At 33.5% G+C, this 18,673-nt stretch carries 14 protein-coding genes and 1 tRNA gene; 5 read left to right on the forward strand and 10 right to left on the reverse strand.

The features are described 5' to 3' along the window. Positions 1 to 93: 93 nt before the first annotated feature. Positions 94 to 167, reverse strand: a tRNA-Arg gene (locus tag ACODSB_RS19340). Positions 168 to 279: 112 nt separating this feature from the next. On the opposite strand from ACODSB_RS19340, the gene ACODSB_RS19345 reads away from it, so the two are divergent. Further along, a complete protein-coding gene (locus ACODSB_RS19345; RefSeq protein ID WP_053471387.1) occupies positions 280 to 792 on the forward strand; it encodes an adenine phosphoribosyltransferase in 513 nt (170 codons plus the stop codon). A 200-nt stretch (positions 793 to 992) separates the two neighbouring features. On the opposite strand, the gene ACODSB_RS19350 is transcribed toward ACODSB_RS19345, so the two are convergent. Next, entirely contained in the window at positions 993 to 1,643 is a 651-nt protein-coding gene (locus ACODSB_RS19350) for a response regulator transcription factor (protein WP_053471388.1), read from the reverse strand. Next, entirely contained in the window at positions 1,627 to 2,415 is a 789-nt protein-coding gene (locus ACODSB_RS19355; RefSeq protein WP_488938239.1) for a sensor histidine kinase, read from the reverse strand. Before ACODSB_RS19355 ends, ACODSB_RS19350 begins: the two co-directional genes overlap by 17 nt. A 42-nt stretch (positions 2,416 to 2,457) precedes the next feature. Between ACODSB_RS19355 and ACODSB_RS19360 the strand changes: the two genes are divergently transcribed. Continuing rightward, a complete protein-coding gene (locus ACODSB_RS19360) occupies positions 2,458 to 2,712 on the forward strand; it encodes a hypothetical protein (RefSeq protein ID WP_488938240.1) in 255 nt (84 codons plus the stop codon). A 331-nt stretch (positions 2,713 to 3,043) separates the two neighbouring features. Here ACODSB_RS19360 and ACODSB_RS19365 read toward each other — a convergent pair whose 3' ends face one another. The 6 genes from ACODSB_RS19365 to ACODSB_RS19390 all read right to left on the reverse strand — a co-directional run bounded on the left by ACODSB_RS19365 (position 3,044) and on the right by ACODSB_RS19390 (position 13,353). Beyond that, entirely contained in the window at positions 3,044 to 3,478 is a 435-nt protein-coding gene (locus ACODSB_RS19365; protein WP_256634851.1) for a hypothetical protein, read from the reverse strand. Between the two features lie 615 nt (positions 3,479 to 4,093). Continuing rightward, positions 4,094 to 6,514: a phenylalanine--tRNA ligase subunit beta gene (gene pheT, locus ACODSB_RS19370; RefSeq protein ID WP_488938241.1), complete on the reverse strand. Its 2,421-nt coding sequence runs from the start codon at positions 6,512 to 6,514 to the stop codon at positions 4,094 to 4,096. Positions 6,515 to 6,649: 135 nt separating this feature from the next. Next, a complete protein-coding gene (locus ACODSB_RS19375) occupies positions 6,650 to 7,513 on the reverse strand; it encodes a bestrophin family protein (RefSeq protein WP_488938242.1) in 864 nt (287 codons plus the stop codon). Between the two features lie 204 nt (positions 7,514 to 7,717). Further along, on the reverse strand, positions 7,718 to 9,028 hold the full coding sequence (locus tag ACODSB_RS19380; protein ID WP_488938264.1) for a TolC family protein: 1,311 nt from the start codon (positions 9,026 to 9,028) through the stop codon (positions 7,718 to 7,720). A gap of 56 nt (positions 9,029 to 9,084) precedes the next feature. Next, the gene (locus tag ACODSB_RS19385) at positions 9,085 to 12,180 is read right to left on the reverse strand and encodes an efflux RND transporter permease subunit (RefSeq protein WP_488938243.1); all 3,096 of its coding nucleotides are present in this window, start codon (positions 12,178 to 12,180) and stop codon (positions 9,085 to 9,087) included. A 114-nt stretch (positions 12,181 to 12,294) separates the two neighbouring features. Continuing rightward, positions 12,295 to 13,353, reverse strand: coding sequence for an efflux RND transporter periplasmic adaptor subunit (locus tag ACODSB_RS19390; protein WP_488938244.1), 1,059 nt, complete (start codon positions 13,351 to 13,353; stop codon positions 12,295 to 12,297). Between the two features lie 570 nt (positions 13,354 to 13,923). Between ACODSB_RS19390 and ACODSB_RS19395 the strand changes: the two genes are divergently transcribed. The 3 genes from ACODSB_RS19395 (at position 13,924) to ACODSB_RS19405 (ending at position 16,087) form a co-directional block, all read left to right on the forward strand. Then, positions 13,924 to 14,523, forward strand: coding sequence for a peroxiredoxin family protein (locus tag ACODSB_RS19395; protein WP_488938245.1), 600 nt, complete (start codon positions 13,924 to 13,926; stop codon positions 14,521 to 14,523). Positions 14,524 to 14,553: 30 nt separating this feature from the next. After that, positions 14,554 to 15,408 carry a hypothetical protein gene (locus ACODSB_RS19400; protein WP_053471397.1) on the forward strand — a complete coding sequence of 285 codons (855 nt, stop codon included), beginning with the start codon at positions 14,554 to 14,556 and terminating at the stop codon, positions 15,406 to 15,408. Between the two features lie 79 nt (positions 15,409 to 15,487). Beyond that, positions 15,488 to 16,087: a PAS domain-containing protein gene (locus tag ACODSB_RS19405; protein ID WP_488938246.1), complete on the forward strand. Its 600-nt coding sequence runs from the start codon at positions 15,488 to 15,490 to the stop codon at positions 16,085 to 16,087. A gap of 324 nt (positions 16,088 to 16,411) precedes the next feature. Here the strand turns inward: ACODSB_RS19405 and recG are convergent, their stop codons facing one another. Further along, positions 16,412 to 18,520: an ATP-dependent DNA helicase RecG gene (recG, locus tag ACODSB_RS19410; protein ID WP_488938247.1), complete on the reverse strand. Its 2,109-nt coding sequence runs from the start codon at positions 18,518 to 18,520 to the stop codon at positions 16,412 to 16,414. Positions 18,521 to 18,673 lie beyond the last annotated feature (153 nt).

The following is an 18,673-nucleotide window of genomic DNA, read 5'->3' on the forward strand; positions in this document are numbered from 1 at the left end:
GTTCAACTGTATCTATCTGGTAAACAATAGATTACGGGCAAAAAAAAAAAAAAAACGGGACAAAAGATGATATTTTTCTTTTGTCCCGAGTAGTGACCTCGACTGGATTCAAACCAGTAACCTTCTGAGCCGTAATCAGATGCGCTATTCAGTTGCGCCACGAGGCCTTTTTGCTTGGTTCAGCTAATTTTCGTAGCTTTGTTGAACGCTGTTTGCGGGTGCAAATATAGAGATAAATGTGAGATAAACAAGCAAAAAAATACAGAAAAATAAAAAAAAATGAAGATTGAAAATTATATACGTGATATTCAGGACTTTCCTAAAGAAGGAATTTTATTTAAAGATATCACTCCGCTCTTAAATGACGTTGAAGCAAGGCAAGAATGCTTATCTATTTTGGTAAATTCTTTAAAAGGACAGAAAATTGATAAAGTAGTAGGGGCAGAAAGTCGTGGTTTTTTCTTCGGAATGTTATTGGCGCAAGAACTAAATGCTGGATTTATTCCGGTAAGGAAACCTAAAAAACTGCCTTATGAAACGATTTCGGCTTCATACGCATTAGAATATGGAACGGACAGCCTAGAAATGCATACAGACGCTATTCAAAAAGGAGACCGCGTATTAATTCACGATGATGTTCTGGCAACTGGCGGAACTGCAAAAGCAGTCTGCGAACTGGTGGAAAAGTTAGGCGGTGAAATTGTACAATGTAATTTTTTAATGGAACTGACTTTCCTTAACGGAAGAGAAAAAATCAAAGAGTTTCCAGTTTTTGCCGCGCTGTCTTATTAATTAAACAAACTCGTTGGTTATATAATTAATAAAAATCATTTAACACATAGAAACATAGGCTTTAAATGCATTAAAAGAATATAAAAAGAAACATGTTTCTAAAATATAGCTGTCTCTGTGTGTTTAAAATAAGTGAAACGTCTTTTTTCTGAGTGCTAAATCTATGTTTCTATGTGTTAAAATAACTACGCCCAAAAAGTTTAAACAAAAACAATTTTATGTTTAACAGCGTACAAAACTAAACCTATTCTCGTTTTTATCTCTAACTTATCAAATAAAGATTCCCTGTAACCATCAATGGTTTTAGGGCTTAAACACATTTCTGAGGCGATTTCTTTATAAGTCATCTCCGTGCAGGCATGTTTTATAAAAACCAGTTCTTTTTCCTTTAAACTGATTTTTTTATTATCGCTGTTGACTTTGTTAACGAGCATTGCTGAAACTGATTCGGTAAAATAATAACCTTTTTCGATAACGCATTCAATAGCTTCCTTAAAAATTTCGGGTGATGTATCTTTCAATAAATAACCTTTTGCACCGTTTGTAATCATTTTTATAATGATTTCTTCATCGTCGTTTACAGAAAGTGCAATTACTTTTAAATCAGGTCTGTTTTCCTTAACCCATTTCATGGTGCTTAAACCGTCTAAAACGGGCATATTAACATCTAATAATACCAAATCGATATTAGTATCCGGATTTTCCTGAAGGTAGGAAATAAACAACTTTCCGTTTTCAAATCGCTCGATAACATCGTAATCTCCAAAACTTTTAATTAAAAGTTCTAATGATTGGGAAAAAAGCTGATGATCGTCGACAATAATAATTTTACTTTTAGTATTCGGTTTCATTGGTTGTGGTTAAAGGGTATTCTAAAGTTACGGTTGTTCCTGATGAATCTGATTCCATGATTAATTGAGCTCCAATAAGTTTAGCCCGAAGTTTCATGTTAGTTAATCCTTGTCCGGAATTTGCTTTAAGAGGATCATAGCCAATTCCGAAATCCTTTAATTTTAATTGAAAAAGGTCTTCAGTTGTTACAATATTTACCTCGTATAAATCGCTGTGGGAATGTTTTAAACTATTGTGTAAAGCTTCCTGAAAAATCCTGTAAATGAATAAATCGTGTTCTTCACTTATATTGGGAATTTCTCCAGTTAAATTATATCGGTACTGAATTCTTCTAAGTTTTTTTATACGTATTAAATCCTGTTTTATAGCTTCAATAAAGTTGCTTTGCAGTAAATTATCTTTACTAATAATGCGCGATAAAATCCTGAGTTCGTCAAGTGCTTTTGCAAGTACATTTTTAAGATCTTTTAATTCTTCTACCTGAATACTTTTACTGCTTATCGACATATTAAGCTGCATGATTCCAACGGATATAATCTGGCCAATATTATCATGAAGTTCTTTACTGATTTCAGAAAGTGTCTGATCTTTAATTTCGATGCGGGTTTTTACCAATTCCGATTGGAAATACATCTCAGATTCCATTTTTTCGACCAGATAGCTGTTCTTCTTCTTTAAAAAATAAAAGAAAAGTACAAGTACAACGGCCAGTAAAGTAAAAAAAACAATACCTAATGAAATTACTAATAGTTGTATTTCTTTTCGCTCCATAAAAAACCTATAATATAACAACTATGTGCTAAAAAATTTAAGATGAACAATACTAAACTAAATACCGATTCGTCTTGTTTGATAAGAAACCAATTGATGGCTAACATAAAAGGCGTAAAAGGAACGTGGAAAACCAATATTCCTAAAATATACCAGAAAAAAACAGATCGTTTGAAATTTAAAATTTTGTCTGAATTAAAAATCTCCACCAAATATAAACAGGATAATATTAATACTAACATTACACCTATGGCAAAACTGTATGTAAAGGAACGATTTGTATCTTCTTTAAAATAAATAATATTTAAAAAGAAGGAAACAATAAACAGAATTAAAAAGTAAACTGCCGTCATTCTATAATTTATCTTCGACAAAAGACTTCGGAGCAGTAGTATATAGGCAGAAAAGCTGACAAACATATAGAAATTATAGACATAATAATTTAATAAGCCTGTCAAATAGGTAAAATAATATCCCACTAATTCTATTAGTGCAGAAAAAAAGATTAAAATTACTAAAAATTTAGCTTTATTACCAGGTAATTTATGCATTGAAATTAATCCGATGCCTCCTGATAATAAAGCTAAATAAATGATATACGATCTTAAAAATTCAAACATATTTTTTATTAATAGATTAAGCTTGGCGGTCTGCCGATATTACCGTAATTCATAGGGTCAAGACTTTGAATATCAGCTGGAGCTGATTCTTGCACCATGGCAAAGCTTTGAACTTTTGCGGCATTATCTTCAACTTTTTTTCCTGTTGGAACCAAGAATAGGGTTGTTAATCCGGCTTTTTCGCCGTGTTGTTCATCATCTGGATATACACCAAAATAAAAACGTATTCCATCTACGTTATATCCGTCTTGTGCGCCATGGGTTTTAATATAGTGTATATAACTTTCTAAAGCTTCTAATGAATACCAAACAGCATTTGCATCTTCTTTCTTAGCGCGTTTACCAGTTAAGGAAGCCGCTTTTTTAGCATTGTAGTTAACATTTAATTGTTTTGCAAATTCTTTAGATATTAACTGATTCGGTTTTGCGGGAGGATTTTTCATTGTTTTTTTAATTTAATTGGTTACTGGTTTAGTTTACTGTTTTTTTAATTGTAGACGACAAAATTATTTGATGCCCAAAAACAACGCAAGGGGAAAAACACCCTTTTTTTACAGGTAAAATTATCTAAAAAAACGGGTTAAAATACGGCTTAATACTATTTTGTAATTAAATAGTTTTACGATGTCAATTTTTAGGAATAAGAACAGATGCTAAAAGCACATAAACAACAGTAAAGAAAATTCTTTTAGCAGAAAAAGACACAATGAAAACTTATAACTAAAAATCCATAATTAACAATTAAGATTTTAGGATCAAATTTGAAATAAATATTTTATTAGTTAGTGTTTTGTTTTTTGGTGTTTAAGGTTTCAGGCTCGGCAGCTTGTTAATTTACCTCAAAGTCCGCAAAGGATTACGTAAAGAAAGAAATGTTTTGAAGATGTGGGTCAACAAAAACATTCAGACACTTTGTGAAATTCTTTGCGAATTTTATGGTAAAACAATACTCAGGCAGCCCCTGAAACCTGAAACTTGAAACAAAAAAAACTTGAAACAAAAAAAGAAACCCGACAAGTATAATACCTGTCGGGTTTGTTATTTAATAACTTCAAGATTTATCTTAAGCTTGCGCCAAGTTCAGTTTCAAAAGTCTGTTGTAATTTAGACATGATTTTATCAATCTGAGCATCAGTAAGCGTTTTTGTATTATCTTGGATTGTAAAGCTTAAAGCATACGATTTTTTACCTTCCGGAAGTTTGTCTCCCTGATATACATCAAATAAATTAATGTCTTTTAAAAGCACTTTCTCCGTTTGTCTCGCCAGGTTAAAAATACTTTCGTAAGTCGTTTTCTCGTCGATTAACAAAGCTAAATCCCTGCGAACTTCAGGATATTTAGGAATCTCCGTATACTTAATTTTTCCTGTAATGATTTTTAAAATCAAATCCCAGTTGAAATCAGCATAATAAACATCTTGTTTAATTCCGAAATGCTTTAAAATCGATTTCTTTACAACTCCCATTTCAACCAATGTATCATTGTTGTAGCAAATAGAAGTTCCTTCTGAGTAAACATCAGACTGCACCGGAGCATTCGAAATTTTTTCAATTCCCAAACGAGCCAAAATACCTTTTGCATACCCTTTCAATAAGAAGAAATCAGTTCCTTTTTGAGGCGTTGTCCAGCTTTCTTTATTTCTGTTTCCAGAAATAGATAAAGTTAAATGTTTGTGCTCTTCGTAACCGTTTAGGTATTTGTGATAAGATTTTCCGAATTCAAATAATTTTAAATCAGAATTTCTTCTATTGATATTGTATGAAATCGCTTCAAGAGCAGAAAACAACAACGACTGACGCATTGTTGATAAATCACTGCTTAAAGGATTTAACATGGTAACATTATGTTCTTCTTTTAAAACAGTCGATAATTTTGCATAAGCAGCTGTTGTTAAAGAGTTTGCCATCATTTCATGAAAACCTTGAGAGTTTAATTGAGAAGCGATAACATTTTGTACTTTATAATCTTCTGTTCTTGGAGAATTAGCTACCGTTGCATTGAATTTTTTAGAAAACTCAATATTGTTGTAACCATAAACTCTTAGAATTTCTTCAATAACATCAATTTCTCTTTGGACGTCAACACGATACGCCGGAATAGTTAAACCTAAACCAGTATCAGAAACGCTGTTTACTTTAATATCTAAAGAAACAAGGATTTTTTTGATGGTATCTTTTGGAATTTCCTGTCCGATGATTTTAGAAACGTGGCTGAAATTCAATAAAACCGAAAAATCTTCAACTTTTTTAGGATAAACTTCTACAACATCTGATGTAATTTTTCCACCTGCAACTTCCTGAATTAAGATAGCCGCACGTTTTAAAGCATATTCTGTAATTGTTGGGTCAATTCCTCTTTCAAATCTAAAAGAAGCATCTGTATTCAATTGATGTCTTTTTGCTGTTTTACGAACGCTTACAGCGTCAAAATAAGCACTTTCTAAGAAAATAGAAGTTGTTCCGTCTGTAACTCCAGATTTTTTTCCTCCAAAAACACCTGCAATACAAAGCGGGCCTTTTTCGTCGCAAATCATTAAATCTTCAGCATGCAATGTTCTTTCAACATCATCAAGCGTAGTGAATTTTGTTCCTTCCGGTAATGTTTTTACGATTACTTTTCCGGTAATTTTTGCAGCATCAAAAGCATGAAGCGGCTGTCCTAATTCATGTAAAACATAATTAGTAACATCTACAATATTATTTTTTGGCGTTAAACCAATCGATTTTAAACGATCCTGAAGCCATTTTGGAGATTCGTGAACGGTAATTCCAGAAATTGTTACACCGCAATATCTTGGCGCTAAAGTTGGTTCTTCAACATTAACATCAATTTTAAGTGTACGCATATCAACTCTAAAATTGCTTACAGATGGTGTAATCAATTCAACATTTACGCCTCTTTGAAGCATTCCGGCTCTTAAATCACGCGCCGTTCCAAAGTGGCTCATTGCATCGGCACGGTTTGGTGTTAAACCAATTTCGAAAACTTCATCATCAGCAATTTGAAAAACTTCTGAAGCTTTAGTTCCCGGAACCAGATTTTCATCCAGAACCATAATTCCGTCGTGACCATTCCCAAGACCTAATTCATCTTCGGCACAAATCATTCCGTGGCTTTCCTGTCCGCGAATTTTACCTTTTTTAATAGTAAATTCAACACCATCTTTATCATATAAAACGGTTCCAATAGTTGCAACAGGAACTTTTTGTCCCGCAGCCACATTCGCAGCACCGCATACAATTTGCACAGGAGCTTCTAAACCAATATTTACTGTAGTAACTTTTAATCGGTCTGCATCAGGATGTTTTTCGCAGGTAAGTACATGACCTACAACAACGCCTTCTAATCCGCCTTTAATAGACTGGTATTTCTCAACAACTTCAACTTCAAGACCCAGATCTGTCAATAATTCAGAAGTTTGCTCAGATGTCCAATCCGTTTTAATGAATTGTTTTAACCAGTTATAAGATATTTTCATGTTAGTTTTATTCTTTTATCAGGATACAAATATAAGGATTGAGAATTGTAGTAAGAAAGAATTTATTTGGTTTTTCTCCCTTAAAACATCTGTTTAACTCAAAATAGTATGTTATTCTTTTGACCTTTAGTTTGTTTAAATCAATTCTTCAATGTGTTTTTTGATGTTTTCAGAAATCTTTTTTGTTGGAAGATCGTTTTCGTCATCACCAAAAGGATCTTCGATTTCCTCAGCAATAAGCTCCAAACTCGCTAAAACGTAAAATATAAAAACGACAACCGGCGCTACAAAATAGCCCAAACTAATAGAATACCCAAACGGAAGCGTCATGGTATAAAAGAAGATAAACTTCTTGATAAAAGCGCTGTACGAGTAGGGAATAGGCGTGTTTTTGATACGCTCGCACGCACCACAGATATCTGTAAAAGACTGTAATTCGTCATTTAAAATAATTAACTGATCGCCTGTAATTTTCTTTGCATCATACAAATCATTGATTTTATGATACATAATTCTTTTTAGCTGATTTGGCTTGTGTTTATGATGGTCAATTTCTAAATCAACATCTTCAAAAAGCTGTTTGCTGGTATCAGCATCTTTTAAATGTTTGTGCAGAATATCAGCATACAACGGGATAAATTTTCTAAAGAAACTCTTGTCATTTTCGTCTTTTAAAATTGCAGACAATTTAATAGCCAGATTACGGCTGCTGTTTACCAAACCTCCCCAAAGTTTACGTCCTTCCCACCAACGGTCATACGCGGTGTTTGTTCTAAAAACCAGTAATAACGAAATGACAAAACCAAGCATTCCGTGCATAATAGGAATGTTGTGGATATAATCATTTTTGCCAACTTTAAAGTATTCAACTTCCAGATATCCAACGGCTGCGGCATAAACACCAATCGCAAGCATGATTGGAAATAGTTTTCTAACGGTATCTGATTTATGAAAATGGAATATGAACGTAAACCATTCTTTGGTATTATAAGAGATCATCTAAGTTTGTTTTGAAACAAATTTAAACTAAAAAATCACCTAATTTGTTGTAATATGAAAAAAAAATCTGCTGAATCTGCTGAATCTGCGAGCTGATTTTTTTTCCGCAGATTTAGGAGATTAGCAGATGAAAAATAAGTTCAAACTAATGCTTTGTATTTTATAGGTAAGTGGTTCTGGTTCTCTTAATTATTAGCTGAAAAATTAAAAATTAATATTTCCTGCTAATTCTTTTAAGGCAATTTCAGATAATTTTGCTTCGTATTGTGCGTTGCTGTAACGAACTTTCGCGTTTACATAATTGAGCTGAGCCGTTCTAAAATCAATGGTTGTGATAGTTCCAATTCTGAATTTATCTAAAGTAATTTCTAAATTTTGTCTGGCAATTGCTTCGTTATTTTCTTCTAAATCAATAAGTTCTAAATTGGTTAAATACGTTTGAAAAGCAGTGCTTAATTGCGTGTTTAAAATCATATTTTGCTGGTCAATTGCAATTTGAGAATTTTCGATTTGAAGCTTGGCTACTTTTTCATTTCGATGCTGATTAAATCCGTCAAAAATATTCATCGAAGCATTAAAACCATAAGTAAAACCTTTTGAAGAGTTTTCGCTTGTAAATCCTAAACTTGACTGACTTTCGGCAAAATTATAACCTGAAGTTAAGTTGACAGTTGGATATCTACTTGCTTTTACTTGTTTCAGCTGTAATTCGGCAATACGTTTATTGATGATTTGAGATTCTAAAGCCGGATTTTGTTTTTGTGCCAAATTCATTAAATCAGCCAAAACCAGTTTATCATCAACAGTAACAACATCAGTTACTTTGAAATTAATTTTAGGATCACGCGCTAAATATTGGTTCAATAATATTTTGGCATTAGCATACGATTCTTTTTGTCTCAATAAAGTAACCTGATCAGTATTTAAATCAACCTGTGCATTTAATACTTCTAGTTTTGAAGCTTTACCAATGGTGAAACGATTTTGTGCTAATTCTACTCTTTGTTTAGAAATTACAATTGTAGTATCCAAAGCCGCTAATTGATGCTGTTGCTGAACCAAATCATAATAAGCAGCATTTACCTGACCAATTTTTACGAGAATTGTTCTTTTTAATTCGGAATCGCCTAATTTTTGAAGTTCTTTTAACTGATCGTATCTCGCAAACATTCTCATTCCGTCAAAAACTGTCCAGCCTAAACTAACTCCATATGTTAAACTGTTGTTTTTTGCATTGTTTAACGTCGTCGATGTTCCGTCCTGACGTACCTGAGTTGAGTTGGTAACACTATTGTTGTCAACAATATTAGCTGTAGCTGTTGGCAGTATTCCTGCGTTTCCTACAGTAACATTTGTTTCGCTTATTGTCGAATTATTTTTGGCAATTTTAATCTCAAAATTATTTTCTAAAGCGATTTTCATTGCTTCTTCAATAGTCAAAACTTCCTGTGCATTTGTTTTAAAAATACAAAAGAACAGAACTATTAAAGTGCAGTATATATTCTTAATATTCATATTATTTTTCTTTTGCCATGAATTCACAAATTTTATTCGTGAATTCATGGCTAATATTATTTACTTTCTTTTTCGTATTCGTCGATACGATCAAATTCAGGATAATGTTTTCTGGCTTTTGACCACATAAAATAAATCGCCGGAATAACAAAAAGAGTCAGCGCCAAAGAGAAAATAGTTCCTCCCACAATTACAACTCCCATACCAATTCTACTGGTAGAAGCGGCTCCAAGTGACATTGCAATTGGTAATGCTCCTAATGCAATCGCTAAACTCGTCATTAAAATAGGACGTAAACGTGCCTCTGATGCTTCAAGAATAGCTTCCATTTTTGGTTTGCCCTGTTCGCGTAACTGATTGGCAAATTCGACAATCAAAATACCATTTTTCGTAACCAGACCAATAAGCATTACGGTTCCAATCTGGCTGAAAATATTCCAGGTCTGGTTGAATAACCAAAGTGAAAATAAAGCTCCCGCAACCGCCATTGGTACTGTTAATATGATAATAAACGGATCGATAAAACTTTCAAACTGTGCTGCAAGAATCAGGAAAATTAATAGTAAAGCTAATCCAAATGCAAAAGATGTATTCGAACTACTCTCCACAAAATCTCGCGATTCTCCACTTAAATCTGTTGTAAAACTTTCGTTTAAAACTTTGGCTTTAATTCTGTCCATTTCCTCAATACCGTCGCTGATACTTTTTCCCGGAGCTAAACCTGCAGAAACGGTTGCAGACATATAACGGTTGTTGTGGTACAATTGCGGCGGATTACTCTGCTCGACAACATTTACAACATTGTCCATTTGAATTAATTGTCCGCTTTTGTTCTTTACAAACATCGAAGTTAAATCCAGCGGTTTCGATCTGTCTTTTTGATCAAACTGGCCAATAACCTGATATTGTTTTCCGTTTTTAATGAAATATCCAAAACGCTGTCCGCTTAGCGAAAGCTGTAAAGTCTGTGCAATATCAATAATAGAAATTCCTAAACTCTCTGCTTTTTCACGATCGATACTTACGTTGATTTCAGGTTTATTAAATTTTAAATTAACATCTGTTGTCGAGAAAACATCGCTTTTACCTACTTCATTCATAAAAACAGGGATTTTTTCTCTTAGTTTTTCAAAAGTTGGAGCCTGAATAATGTACTGAATCGGAAGACCTCCACGTCTGTTCACGGCAATTGTAGGCTGCTGAATCACAGATGTTTTAGCATCTGGATATTTTTTTGTCCATTTTGATAATTGATCAGCAATATCTTTTTGAGACTTGTTTCTTTCGTCTGGTTCTTTCAGCGAAAGCCTGATAAAACCGGAATTTGTTGCAGAACCTCCGGAACCTCCTGCGGTAATTACCAAGCTGACTTTTTTCTCCGGAATAGAATCATCAACCAATTTTGATATTTCCTGCATAAAACGGTTGGTATATTCATAAGAAGAGCCTTCTGGAGTGGTCATTCTCATGGTTACCGAACTTCTGTCGTCATAAGGAGCAGTTTCTTTTGGGAGTATAGTAAAAAACAAATAGATCAATCCAAAACAAACAATAAGAATAGGGAAGGAGATCCATTTTTTATCCATGAATTTGGTTAAAGACTCCGCATAACCGCTGTTCATTTTTTCGAAAAATGGTTCTGTTTTAATATAGAATTTTGATTTTTTCTGCTCTCCGCCTTTCATTAAATAAGCATTCAGCATTGGTGTTAAAGTCAATGATACAAAGGCAGAAATTAATACAGCCGCACCAATAACGACCCCAAATTCCCTAAAGAGTCGGCCTACGAAACCTTCTAAGAAAATTACAGGTAAAAATACCGCCGCAAGTGTTACTGAAATAGAGATTACGGCATAGAAAATTTCATTAGAACCTTTAATAGCCGCTTCAATTGGCGACATTCCTTCTTCCACCTTTTTAAAGATATTTTCAGTTACTACAATTCCGTCATCCACAACCAAACCTGTTGCCAAAACAATTGCTAATAAAGTCAATACATTGATAGAGAACCCAAAAAGCCACATAATAAAGAAAGTAGCAATTAACGAAACGGGAATATCAATTAAAGGCCTGAACGCAATTGCCCAGTCTCTAAAGAAAAGATAAATAATAATGATTACAAGAATGATCGAAATTCCTAAAGTTTCGGCAACTTCAAGTACTGATTTTTTTACGAACAGCGTATTATCAAGTGCAATATTTAGTTTTATATCCTTTGGGAGATCCTTTTTTAAAGCATCATATTTTTTATAGAATTCTTTCGAAATATCAAGATAATTGGCTCCCGGCATCGGTACTATGGCTAAACCAATCATAGGAAGTCCCGAAGATGTTAAAGAAGTTTCGATATTTTCAGGTCCTAGTTCGGCACCGCCCACATCGCTCAAACGAACAATTTTCTCTCCGTCTGTTCGAATGATAATATTATTAAATTCTTCTGGTTTTGAAAGGTTTCCAATGGTTTTTACGGTCAATTCGGTATTGTTTCCAGTTAATTTTCCAGATGGTAATTCTACGTTTTGCGCATTTAAGGCATCCCGAACATCAGCAACAGTACAGTTATAAGCATTTAATTTTATCGGATCAATCCATAAACGCATGGCGTAACGTTTTTGTCCCCAAATTTGAACCCCGCTTACTCCGGGAATAGTTTCTAAACGCTGTGAAATTACATTTTCGGCATAATCGCTTAGTTCTAAAGAACTTCGGGTATCGCTCTGAACCGTCATCGAAATAATAGATTCACTATCTGCATCCGCTTTAGAAACCACCGGCGGCGCATCAATATCCTGTGGTAAGCTTCGAACAGCCTGCGAGACTTTATCACGAACATCATTTGCAGCTTCTTCCAGATTTTTATCCAGATTAAATTCGATGGTAATATTACTGCTTCCCTGATTACTGGATGATGTTATGTTTCGAATTCCGTCAATTGCATTTACCGCTTTTTCAAGAGGTTCTGTAATTTGTGATTCTATAATATCAGAATTGGCTCCTGTATAATTGGTTCTAATAGAAACCTGTGCGGGATCGATGGAAGGAAATTCACGAACACCCAAAAATGTATAACCAATAAAGCCGAATAATATGATTAATAAATTCAGTACAATGGTTAAAACAGGTCTTCTTATACTTGTAGTTGATAAACTCATGTGTGATTTTAGATTTTAGATTGTTGATTTTAGATTTCAGATTTATTGCTAAATCTTACTGCCATCTTTAAATCTATATTTAAGTCTTACGACTTTGGACTTTCGGCTTTATGACTATTTTACTTTAACTTTTATTGGTGCTTCATTTTTTAATGACATAACACCGCTTGTTATTAAAGTATCTCCGGCTTTTAATCCTGATAAAATCAAAATAGAAGCATCAGTTCTTGTTGTGGCATCAACCATAACTTCTTTGGCTTTGCCCATATCTGCAATAAACACTTTTTTACCGTCCTGAACAGGTATGATAGCCTGAGAAGGTACAACTATAGCATCTTTAATAATATTTAATGGTAATTTTACATCGGCAAAAGTCCCTGGGAAAAGTTTTCCGTCGATATTATCTGCAATAGCGCGAATTTGTAATGTACGTGTTGCAACTGCAATTTCTGGCTCGATTGCATAAATTTTTGCTGAATAGGTTTTATCAGATCCTGAAACATTAAAATCGATTATTGAACCGGATTTTACCTGCGCTGCATATTTTTCCGGAATTGAGAATGTAATTTTTAATTTTCCTGTATTAACCAGTTTTGCTACTACAACTGTTGGTGTAATATAAGTTCCCGGCGAAATAGAACGTAAACCTACTTTTCCTGAAAATGGTGCTTTTACAGAGGTTTTAGATATTTGGGCTCTAATTAGCTGACTTTGTGCTTGTGCCGAAGCGTAATCTGCTCTTGCAACATCTGCTTCTTCCTGGCTGATGGCTTCTTTTTGAAGTAAAAGTTTGGCTCTTCTTTCATTTTCTGCAGCTAAGCCTTCTTTGGTTACAGCTTGTCTTAATTGTGCTTTTAATTCAATGTCGTTTACTTTAAAAAGTACCTGACCTTTATTCACGTAAGTTCCTTCATTAAAATAAATACCTTCTACAATTCCCGAAACTTCACTGTGAATTTCAATTTGTTCGTTTGCTTCGATTGAGCCAGATAAAGATAAGTTGTTATCAAATGTCGAAGTTTTAACTACAAGCCCGGTTACAGTTGTTGGCTTATCTTTATCGCCAAATTTTTTTGATTCGTCATTTTTGCCTTTGTTGGATATTATTCGGTAAGTAATAAATCCTCCTAAAACGATGATGATCAAGGCGTAGATTAGGTGTTTTAATTTCATAAAATTTAGGTGAATGTTTTTTTGTTGTATGTTTTTTTGCAACTAGCAAATTTAACTTTTTGTGCTGAAACCAAAAGGCGTTAGCTTTTATTTAACACTTGGCTTACAATAATTTCAAATCGTTTTAATGAGCTCTAACAGCAAAAGTTTGCTTTTAGACATCGTTTTTAAGAAAAGGTTTAAATGTAAATATTACTTTTTTTTGTAATTCTTAACAATTAAAATGTTTTGTAAGTTATCTGTCTCATAATCAAATAAATGTAATTTTTTATTTTAAAAAGTAAAACTTAATGTTTCTGGTTTTATCATCTCAGAACTTCAATGATTGCTCAGGCTTCATAATTTTTTTTTGCTTTTGTCCGATTTTCTTTGCAGTTTATCGAATTTATTTGTAACATTACTATGTTAAACAAAATGTTGGTTTTGCTACTAATGCTTACTAAATTATGTAAGTTTATTAGTTAAAATAATGAGTTAGGTGTAATTTTTTAGGTTTTTTACAGAAATTATTTGATAATTATATTAACAAGTGTTTATATTTTTTGTTCTTAATTACTAAAAAAATAATATATGAAGAAAAAAATACTCTTAGCTTTATGGTTTACACTTTTACTATTTTCAGTTGGTTATCTTTTTTGGCAGAATGAATTTAAATATAGTCTGCCAACGCCAATTCCGAAAAATTATCATGCTATAGCAATGGGCGCCAAAGTTGATTTGTCGCAATGCTGTGTGTTTGATAATAAACCTGTTTTTTTTCACTTCTTTAATCCGGATTGTCCGTGCTCACGTTTCAATGTGCCGCATGTAAGTGATTTGATAAAGAAATACGGAGATAAAATCAATTTTAAAATTGTGGTGTTAAACAAAAAGAAAACTTTTTCTATCGAAGAAATTCAGGAAAAATTCGGCGCACCAATTCCGGTTTATTTTGATGAAGGCATCGCTCAAAAATGCGGCGTGATTTCGACTCCGCAAGCAGTTCTGCTGGATGCTGATCATAATTTATATTATCGTGGTAATTACAATAAAACAAGATATTGCACAGATGCCGATAGTAATTACGCCCAAATGGCGATCGAATCGCTGTTAAAACAAAATATTTCGCCCTCATTTAATGCTTTAGCTCTTAGAGCTTACGGATGTTCATTACCAAATTGCACTAAATAAAATCTATCACTAACTAAAATTTTTAAACCTATGAAAACAAAAGCCAGTTTAAATGAGCAAGATTATCTGCACAGTTTTATGTCGACTATGACGCAAAAATCAGATATCATTATTAATTATGTTTTAGCCGTTTATTTTCTTCTCGGAATCGGATTATCCTTTAAGTATGATACATTCGAAATTGGAGTAGGAGTTGGAACGCTGAACCTTTTGGCCTATTATTCGGCAAAGTTTTTTCTAAAGAATTCTAAATTTTATCAATACGTTCTGTCAGTTATACTGGCAGTATTTATGGCACAATATATTTACCAAATGCATGGTTTATTCGAAATGCACTTTACAGTTTTCATTGCCAGTACCATTTTAATTATTTACCAAAACTGGAAATTACAGATTCCGCTAACGCTTTTGGTTGTGCTTCATCACGCTGGCTTGGCTTATTTGCAAAACTTTGTTTATAATGACGCAAACGGACTTCAGGTTTATTTCTCTCAGGTAAATTTTGATTTAGAAACGCTTATTATTCATACTGTTTTGGCTGCCGTTGTATTTTTTATGAATGGGTATTGGGCTTATTATTTTAAAGAACACAGTCACAATCATATCTCTAAAATTTCTGATGAATACGAATTAGAAAACATGAAACTGGCTTCTGCTAAATACAGTTCTTTATCGGCAACAAAAGAATACAACGATTTTATTCACAGAACAACCCTGGATTTAAAACTTCCGGTGAATTCTGTTTTAAAATTAATTGATGTTTCAAAAGGACATACCGATAATGACAAGCTTTTGACCTATTTGGATATGATGCGTGAAAGTGCCAAAAAAATCGATGATTTAGTCAATGATATTCATGTAAAATCGACTAATACCAGAAATTAAAAACTGTAAAAACCAACTTCCCCGCACCAACATTTTTACACGCACAATCAACCATTTATTAATTATTAGCAGCAAATTTATGGATACGAGATTTAACCGTCCAACGCCTTCTGACAGAGAAGTGGATTGGAATAAAAATAAAGTATTACTTAGTAAAACAGATAAAAACGGAACGATTCTTTATGCCAATGAAGATTTTATAGATGTCTCAGGATATGATGAATTTGAACTTGTAGGACAGCCTCACAATATTGTGAGGCATCCTGATATGCCAAAAGTTATTTTTAAATTCTTGTGGGACAGCATTAAATCAAGTGAAAACATTCATGTTATTATAAAAAATATGGCAAAAACCGGTCGTTATTACTGGGTTGTAACCGATTTTAAAATTATTGCCGATGCTGATGGAGGTATTGTAGGCTACTTTGGAACAAGAAAATCAGTTCCGGAACCTCTCATTACGAAATTTATTGAACCATTATATAAAAAGCTTTTACAGATTGAAGAAGCCAGCGGCCTAATCGCTTCTGAAGAATATTTGGTTGGCTTTTTAGAAGAGCGAAAAAAAACTTATATGGAATATATCGACCATTTAATCGCCACAGGAAAAGATGATAAAAACAAAGTAAGCAAAGGCTTATTCAGCGGATTATTTGACAAAACGCCGCCCAAGAAATAGTTTAATAAATATACTTCATTGCGTCGAAGTAATATTCAAATCAAAAGTTTGCTCCCCAACAAATCTAATCACCTGAATATTTAAAACTTATTGATGCAGTGGAGTGTATTTTTTTTAAGATGCTAAGGTTATGAGATGCTAAGATTCTAAGATTTTTTTGGTTTCATAAGCCTTCGACTTCGCTCAGGATGACAATTCTGTATTAAGATAAATCTTAAAATCTTAAAAAAACTCAGTATCTTAGAACCTTAATAACTTAGAGTCTTAGAAACTTAGAAACTTAGAATCTTAGTATCTTAGTATCTCAGCATCTTAGCAACTTTTTTAAGATATATAATTCCAAATATTTTTCTTCTTGGTCAATTCTATAAAAACCATTTTTAAAATAGCATGTTCCGGTTTTTGTAGCGGAGCGTCTTCTTTTAAAACTTTTAAGGCGTAGTTTCGTGCCAAAGATAAAATATCACGATCGCGGACAATATCAGCGATTTGTAAATTTAAAACTCCACTTTGCTGCGTTCCCATTAAATCTCCGGGACCGCGAAGTTTTAAGTCGACTTCGGCGATTTCGAAACCGTCGTTTGTTTGTACCATGGTTTCCATTCTCGTTTTGCTGTCGGCGCTTAATTTGTGGCTAGTCATTAAAATACAATAACTCTGTTCCGCGCCACGGCCCACACGTCCGCGTAGCTGATGTAATTGCGATAAACCAAAACGTTCGGCACTTTCGATAATCATAACGCTGGCATTTGGCACATTTACACCAACTTCAATTACAGTTGTTGCGACCATAATATTAGTTTTCCCTTCAGAAAAACGTTTCATTTCTGCATCTTTATCCGCAGGTTTCATTTTTCCGTGCAAAATTGAAATCGAATATTGCGGCAGCGGAAAATCTCTTGAAATACTTTCGTAACCGTCCATTAAATCCTTATAATCCATTTTTTCAGATTCCTGAATTAACGGATACACAATATAAATTTGCCTTCCTTTTGCAATTTCGTCGCGCAGGAATTTCCAGACTTTTAGGCGGTTACTATCAAAACGATGTGCCGTTTCAATAGGTTTTCTTCCCGGTGGTAATTCATCAATTACAGAAATATCAAGATCTCCGTATAAACTCATAGCCAAAGTTCTCGGAATTGGCGTTGCCGTCATAACCAAAACATGCGGCGGAATATCATTTTTCTTCCACAATTTGGAGCGTTGTTCTACACCAAAACGGTGCTGTTCGTCAATAACCGCTAAACCTAAACTTTGAAACTTTACTTTATCTTCTAACAAAGCATGAGTTCCAATTAAAATCTGCAAACTTCCGTTCTCCAGTTCTTCATGAATAATTTTCCTTTCAGAAGTTTTAGTTGAACCCGTTAATATTTTAATGTTGATGTTTAGTGTATTAGCAAATTCCGACAATCCAAGAAAATGCTGATTGGCCAGAATTTCTGTCGGTGCCATTAAACACGCCTGAAAACCATTGTCAATCGCCAAAAGCATGCTCATAAAAGCCACAATCGTTTTTCCTGAACCAACATCTCCCTGAAGTAATCGGTTCATTTGGGCGTTGCTTCCCATATCGGAGCGGATTTCTTTTATAACCCTTTTTTGAGCATTGGTTAAATCAAACGGAAGATGATTTTGGTAGAAATCATTAAAAAGTTCCCCTACTTTTGTAAACGGATGCCCTTTTATTTTATGTTTTCTGATTAAGTTTTTAGTAATTAATTGTAATTGAATAAAAAATAATTCTTCAAACTTTAATCGGAATTGGGCTTTCGCCAAAGCATCGGCGCTTTTTGGAAAATGTATATTAAATAAAGCCGCCCTTTTCGGAATCAGCTTCAATTCTTCAAGTAAATAAGCCGGGAAAGTTTCGGTAAACAAAGCCTGAGTTTCAATAAACAATTGTTCCATCATTTTATTGATAGTTCGGTTTGAAATGCCTCGGTTTGTCAACGTTTCTGTAGAAGGATAAACCGGCTGCATGGCAGAACGAAGACTTTTTTCGTGCTCGCTCAACAACTCAATTTCAGGATGTGCCATACTAAATTGGCTTCCGTATAAAGAACATTTTCCAAAAATAACAAGCTGTTCGTTCAGTTTTAAACTTTCTCGAATCCATTTATGACCCTGAAACCAGTTCAGTTCAATCATTCCGGTTTCATCAACAAAACTGGCAACTAAACGTTTTTTGTTTTTAGCAAATTCAACCGTTTTTATGTTGATGATTTTACCAACAATCTGAACCTCACTTCCCGTATTTTGCAGTTCGTTAATCTTATAATAACGTGTTCTGTCAATATATCGATTAGGATAAAAATTGACTAAATCTCCATATTTATGAATTCCCAATTCCTTACGAAGCAATTGACCACGGCTTGGGCCAACACCTTTTAAGTATTCGATAGGAGTATCCAGGAGATTATTAGACATTTATGAATTTTAGATTTTAGACTTTAGATTGTTGATTTTAGATTTCGGTATTGGAATTTGGAATTTCTATTTTGGGATTTAATTTGAAAAGCGAAGATAAATTTTAATTAGGAAATTTGAAAGTACATTACTTTTGAAAAATTTTATTACACA

It is taken from the genome of Flavobacterium sp. FG68 (genome assembly GCF_057808895.1).

Bases quoted from the DNA above. Each gene is read 5' to 3' on its own strand.
- ACODSB_RS19345 (WP_053471387.1), top strand. From the start codon at position 280: ATGAAGATTGAAAATTATATACGTGATATTCAGGACTTTCCTAAAGAA.
- ACODSB_RS19350 (WP_053471388.1), bottom strand. From the start codon at position 1,643: ATGAAACCGAATACTAAAAGTAAAATTATTATTGTCGACGATCATCAG.
- ACODSB_RS19355 (WP_488938239.1), bottom strand. From the start codon at position 2,415: ATGGAGCGAAAAGAAATACAACTATTAGTAATTTCATTAGGTATTGTT.
- ACODSB_RS19360 (WP_488938240.1), top strand. From the start codon at position 2,458: ATGAACAATACTAAACTAAATACCGATTCGTCTTGTTTGATAAGAAAC.
- ACODSB_RS19365 (WP_256634851.1), bottom strand. From the start codon at position 3,478: ATGAAAAATCCTCCCGCAAAACCGAATCAGTTAATATCTAAAGAATTT.
- pheT (WP_488938241.1), bottom strand. From the start codon at position 6,514: ATGAAAATATCTTATAACTGGTTAAAACAATTCATTAAAACGGATTGG.
- ACODSB_RS19375 (WP_488938242.1), bottom strand. From the start codon at position 7,513: ATGATCTCTTATAATACCAAAGAATGGTTTACGTTCATATTCCATTTT.
- ACODSB_RS19380 (WP_488938264.1), bottom strand. From the start codon at position 9,028: ATGAATATTAAGAATATATACTGCACTTTAATAGTTCTGTTCTTTTGT.
- ACODSB_RS19385 (WP_488938243.1), bottom strand. From the start codon at position 12,180: ATGAGTTTATCAACTACAAGTATAAGAAGACCTGTTTTAACCATTGTA.
- ACODSB_RS19390 (WP_488938244.1), bottom strand. From the start codon at position 13,353: ATGAAATTAAAACACCTAATCTACGCCTTGATCATCATCGTTTTAGGA.
- ACODSB_RS19395 (WP_488938245.1), top strand. From the start codon at position 13,924: ATGAAGAAAAAAATACTCTTAGCTTTATGGTTTACACTTTTACTATTT.
- ACODSB_RS19400 (WP_053471397.1), top strand. From the start codon at position 14,554: ATGAAAACAAAAGCCAGTTTAAATGAGCAAGATTATCTGCACAGTTTT.
- ACODSB_RS19405 (WP_488938246.1), top strand. From the start codon at position 15,488: ATGGATACGAGATTTAACCGTCCAACGCCTTCTGACAGAGAAGTGGAT.
- recG (WP_488938247.1), bottom strand. From the start codon at position 18,520: ATGTCTAATAATCTCCTGGATACTCCTATCGAATACTTAAAAGGTGTT.